The sequence below is a fragment of the Lacinutrix sp. genome (assembly GCF_023299985.1).
GTDB lineage: Bacteria > Bacteroidota > Bacteroidia > Flavobacteriales > Flavobacteriaceae > Lacinutrix.
The window spans coordinates 1-4,125 of sequence record NZ_JALZVX010000158.1 but is presented as its reverse complement, the minus strand read 5'-3'; the positions used below and the strand labels follow the sequence as shown (position 1 = coordinate 4,125).

Here is a 4,125-nt window from a genome sequence, read left to right as displayed (position 1 = left end):
GCTTCAGATAGTGTTGCAACAACATTTCCACTTGCGTTTAAAAATTCACCTGCATCGTTAGTTACAGCGCTAAATCCAAAAATTCCAACTGCTAATGTTCCCCAAATACCACATACTAAGTGTACAGCTATTGCTCCAACTGGATCGTCTAGTTTTAATTTATCTATAAAACTAACAGCAAATACAATAAGCACACCTGCTATTGCTCCAATTATAATAGCGCTTGTTGGAGACATAACATCTGCTCCAGCTGTAATACCAACCAATCCTCCAAGAATACCATTTAAAAACATAGTTAAATCTAAGTTTTTATACATAATTGTAGATGCTATGGCAGATACAACTCCTCCAGCCGCTGCTGCTAAACATGTTGTTACCAATACTAATGAGGTTAATTCTGGATCTGCAGATAAAACAGAACCTCCATTAAAGCCAAACCATCCTAACCATAAGATTAAAACACCTGCTGTTGCTAATGGAATATTATGCCCAGGAATGGCTTGTATTTTACCATCTTTAAATTTACCAATTCGTGCTCCTAATAAGCATACTGCAACTAAAGCTGCCCATCCACCTACTGAATGTACTAATGTAGATCCTGCAAAATCGTAAAATCCTAATTTGTCTAAAAATCCGCCTCCCCATTTCCATGAGCCAGCAATTGGATAAATTAATCCAACATAGATTACAGTAAAAACCATAAATGGTCCAATTTTCATACGCTCTGCAACTGCACCAGAAACTATGGTTGCTGCTGTAGCCGCAAACATACCTTGAAACAAGAAATCTGTCCAATAGGTATAACCACCATTATAAGCTAAGTCTAAGCCTTCAGCTGCTGTAAGTGGAGCATCTAATCCAAATCCTGCGAATCCTAAAAGCCCATTCCAATCACCTTCTATGACACCGTTTACTTCAGTAAAAACATCTCCTGGATACATTAAATTGAATCCAACTAAACAGTAAAGTAATAAGCCAACAGTTATAATAAATATGTTTTTAAATAAAATGTTTATTGTATTTTTTTGTCTTGTTAACCCGATTTCTAAAAGTGCAAATCCTAAATGCATAAAGAAAACGAGCGCTGTACAGATCATCATCCATACATTATTTATAGTCAATAATTCCATGTGTTTTATTTTAAAGTGTTTCCGCCTTTTTCTCCTGTTCTTATTCTGTAAACCTCATCGATTTGTGAGATAAATATTTTACCATCTCCTACTTCTCCTGTAGAGCCTGCTTCCAAAATTGCTTTAATGGTTACTGCTTCAAAATCATCGTTTACAACTATAGATAAATAGCGTCTTTGTATATCGCTAGTGCTGTAAGACACACCTCTATAAACATGACCTTCTTTTTCGTTACCTAAACCTGTAACATCCCAATAAGAGAAGAAGTTCACTCCTACTTCATGTAATGCTTTTTTTACGGCCGAAAATTTTGATTTCCTGATTATTGCTTCAACTTTTTTCATAATTAGTTTTAGTTAAAATTTATATATAGCTGCAACTACAAAAGAGCCTAAACTCTTAGTTGCCATTAAATCTGTGTCAATAAATATATCTTCAGATCCATTATCGAATCTTAATTCTGGTTTGATTATTAAATCGTCTACCATATAACTTCCTGTTAGTGTTAATGCAATAACACTTAGATCATTATCTATAGCATCACTCTGCGTTTGAAAATATTCTCCTCTAAGTCCTAAGCTAAACGAATCGCTTAATGTGTATTGTGGATACAAATCCACACCATAAAACCCTTCACCTTCATTATCTGCATAAGCAGCATTAATTCCAATAAAAAAAGCATCTGTAGCGTCAAAACCACCTGTGTAATCAATTTCAAAACCTAAGCCTGCTTTATCGTATAATAGGTTTAGATATTGGTCGCTATATCCTAATTGCGCACCAACAGCATAACTTCCATTTGGATTAAACTCGGTAACATCTGTTTGGTTAAAAACACCAAGCATTAAACTAAAATCTTCAGATAAAGTAAAATCAGCTTTTAAACCTGTGTGAGAAAAAGGTCCATTTGAAAACAAGTATGATGTGCTATAATTAAAGTTACCAACTGGCGAAATCACTTCATATCCTAAATACGTATTGAATTTTCCAAAAGTTAGTTTAGTATTTTCACTAATATTATAAAAAGCGAATAACTGATTTAATTCTGTTGCACTTGCAGCTTCACCTCTTGGTCCAAAAACTAGGTCTGCAACTGCACCTGCTTTTCCTTTCTCGTAAGACGCAATAAGATTTCCCATTCCTAAAGAAAATCCTGCAGTATCGGCAAATGATGTAGCAGGTGCAATTTGATTTTCATCATTAGGTGCAGTAACATTAGTGCGATAATAAGCATCTATACTACCTTTAAAAGCAAACTTCTTTTCAGTAGTTTCCTTTTCATTTTGTGCAAAACTAAATAGCGATACTAATAACATAGCTGTTAGTGTAATTGATTTCATAATTTGTTTGATTTTTGATTGATAATGAAGTCAAAACTATATTATTTTAATTTAAACCATGTATTAATTAGGGTCTGAATCACTATTTTTACGAATAATTTATTTTTAACCCTATTTTTAATAGGGTATAATAAATTAAATGTTGATATTTAAAGAATTACATATCAAGAATTTTAATAATTATCATTAAAATTGATTTTTTGATAAATTATATTTAACAAATATGTATTTATTCAAAATTATTCGTTGCGAAAATCAATTTTTATTGATTTATACTTATTGCTTTATTAACAAAATAAGACGCTTAAATTATTCAAAAGACAATAAATAAAGGTCTAATTCAGAATATCGGAAAAGTAATTCCAACTTTTTTTTTATCAAACTATCGCTCTTATATTGGAGAAATACCAAGGCTTCAAAACCTTTAAAATTTTCTAATTATGCTGAAGAAACAAGGATTGTATTTACCAGAATTCGAACACGATAATTGTGGTGCTGGATTTATATGTAGTTTAACTGGAAAACGTTCAAACGATATTATACATAAAGCGTTAGAGATTTTAGTAAAATTAGAACATCGAGGTGCTGTAAGTTCAGATGGTGTTACAGGAGATGGTGCAGGTATTTTAATAGATATTCCACATAAGTTTTTTAAGATATTTTGTGAGTTCGATTTACCTGAAGCTGGAGAATACGCGGTCAGCAATGTGTTTCTTCCAAAAAAAGAAAATCAACGTCAATATTGTATCGCTGTTTTTGAAACTGAAATTAAAAAACAAGGACTTAAACTTATTGGCTGGAGAGATGTGCCAGTAAACAGTAAAGTTTTAGGTCGCGTTGCCAAAGTAACCGAACCGTTTGTAAAGCAAATTTTTATAGGAAAGACTGACGATAAACAAAGTGATAGAGCATTCAATCTTAAATTATTTGCTGCCAGAAAAATTGCAGAACATACTATATATGGTTCAAAATTATCTGAAGCACAGTTCTTTTACTTACCGAGTTTATCAACTAAAATCATAATTTTTAAAGGCCTACTTAAGCCAGAACATATTAATGAATATTATTTAGATTTATTTAATTCGGCTTTAGACACAAGGTTAGCTTTAGTACATCAACGCTTTTCAACCAACACTTTCCCAACTTGGGATTTAGCACAACCGTTTAGATACATTTGTCATAATGGAGAAATAAACACATTACGTGGTAATGTATCACGTATGTTTTCTCGTGAAGAAATAATGGAAAGTCCTTTATTTGGAGATGATATTAAAAAGATAATTCCAACAATTTTAAAAGGAAAATCTGATTCTGCAACCTTAGATATGGTTGTTGAGTTATTATTAATGACTGGTCGTTCGCTTCCAGAAACCATGATGATGTTAGTTCCTGAAGCTTGGGAGAAAAATCCTGACATGTCTAATGCTAAACGTGCGTTTTACGAATTCAATTCTTGCCTTATGGAACCTTGGGATGGTCCAGCATCTATACCGTTTACAGATGGTAATTTTATTGGTGCAGTTTTAGATAGAAATGGTTTGCGTCCATCACGATATACGGTTACAAAACAAGGCAATGTGATCATGTCATCAGAAACTGGAGTTGTTGACATTAAGCCAGAAAACGTAGAATATCATGGTCGTTTAGAGCCAGGA

3 protein-coding genes and 1 pseudogene are annotated in these 4,125 nt (G+C 32.8%); 1 reads left to right on the top strand and 3 read right to left on the bottom strand.

Annotation, left to right across the window (positions count from 1 at the left end; genetic code table 11):
* The 3 genes from amt to Q0C58_RS08790 all read right to left on the bottom strand — a co-directional run.
* A partial coding sequence (amt, locus tag Q0C58_RS08800; protein WP_290700199.1) for an ammonium transporter occupies positions 1–1,130 on the bottom strand: 1,130 nt, incomplete at its 3' end.
* Between the two features lie 5 nt (positions 1,131–1,135).
* Complete coding sequence (locus Q0C58_RS08795; RefSeq protein ID WP_290700196.1) at positions 1,136–1,474, bottom strand: P-II family nitrogen regulator; 339 nt, start codon at positions 1,472–1,474, stop codon at positions 1,136–1,138.
* A 12-nt stretch (positions 1,475–1,486) separates the two neighbouring features.
* Complete coding sequence (locus Q0C58_RS08790; RefSeq protein ID WP_290700194.1) at positions 1,487–2,470, bottom strand: outer membrane beta-barrel protein; 984 nt, start codon at positions 2,468–2,470, stop codon at positions 1,487–1,489.
* A gap of 440 nt (positions 2,471–2,910) precedes the next feature.
* On the opposite strand from Q0C58_RS08790, the pseudogene Q0C58_RS08785 reads away from it, so the two are divergent.
* A pseudogene (locus tag Q0C58_RS08785) lies at positions 2,911–4,125 on the top strand (glutamate synthase subunit alpha); the annotation flags it as partial.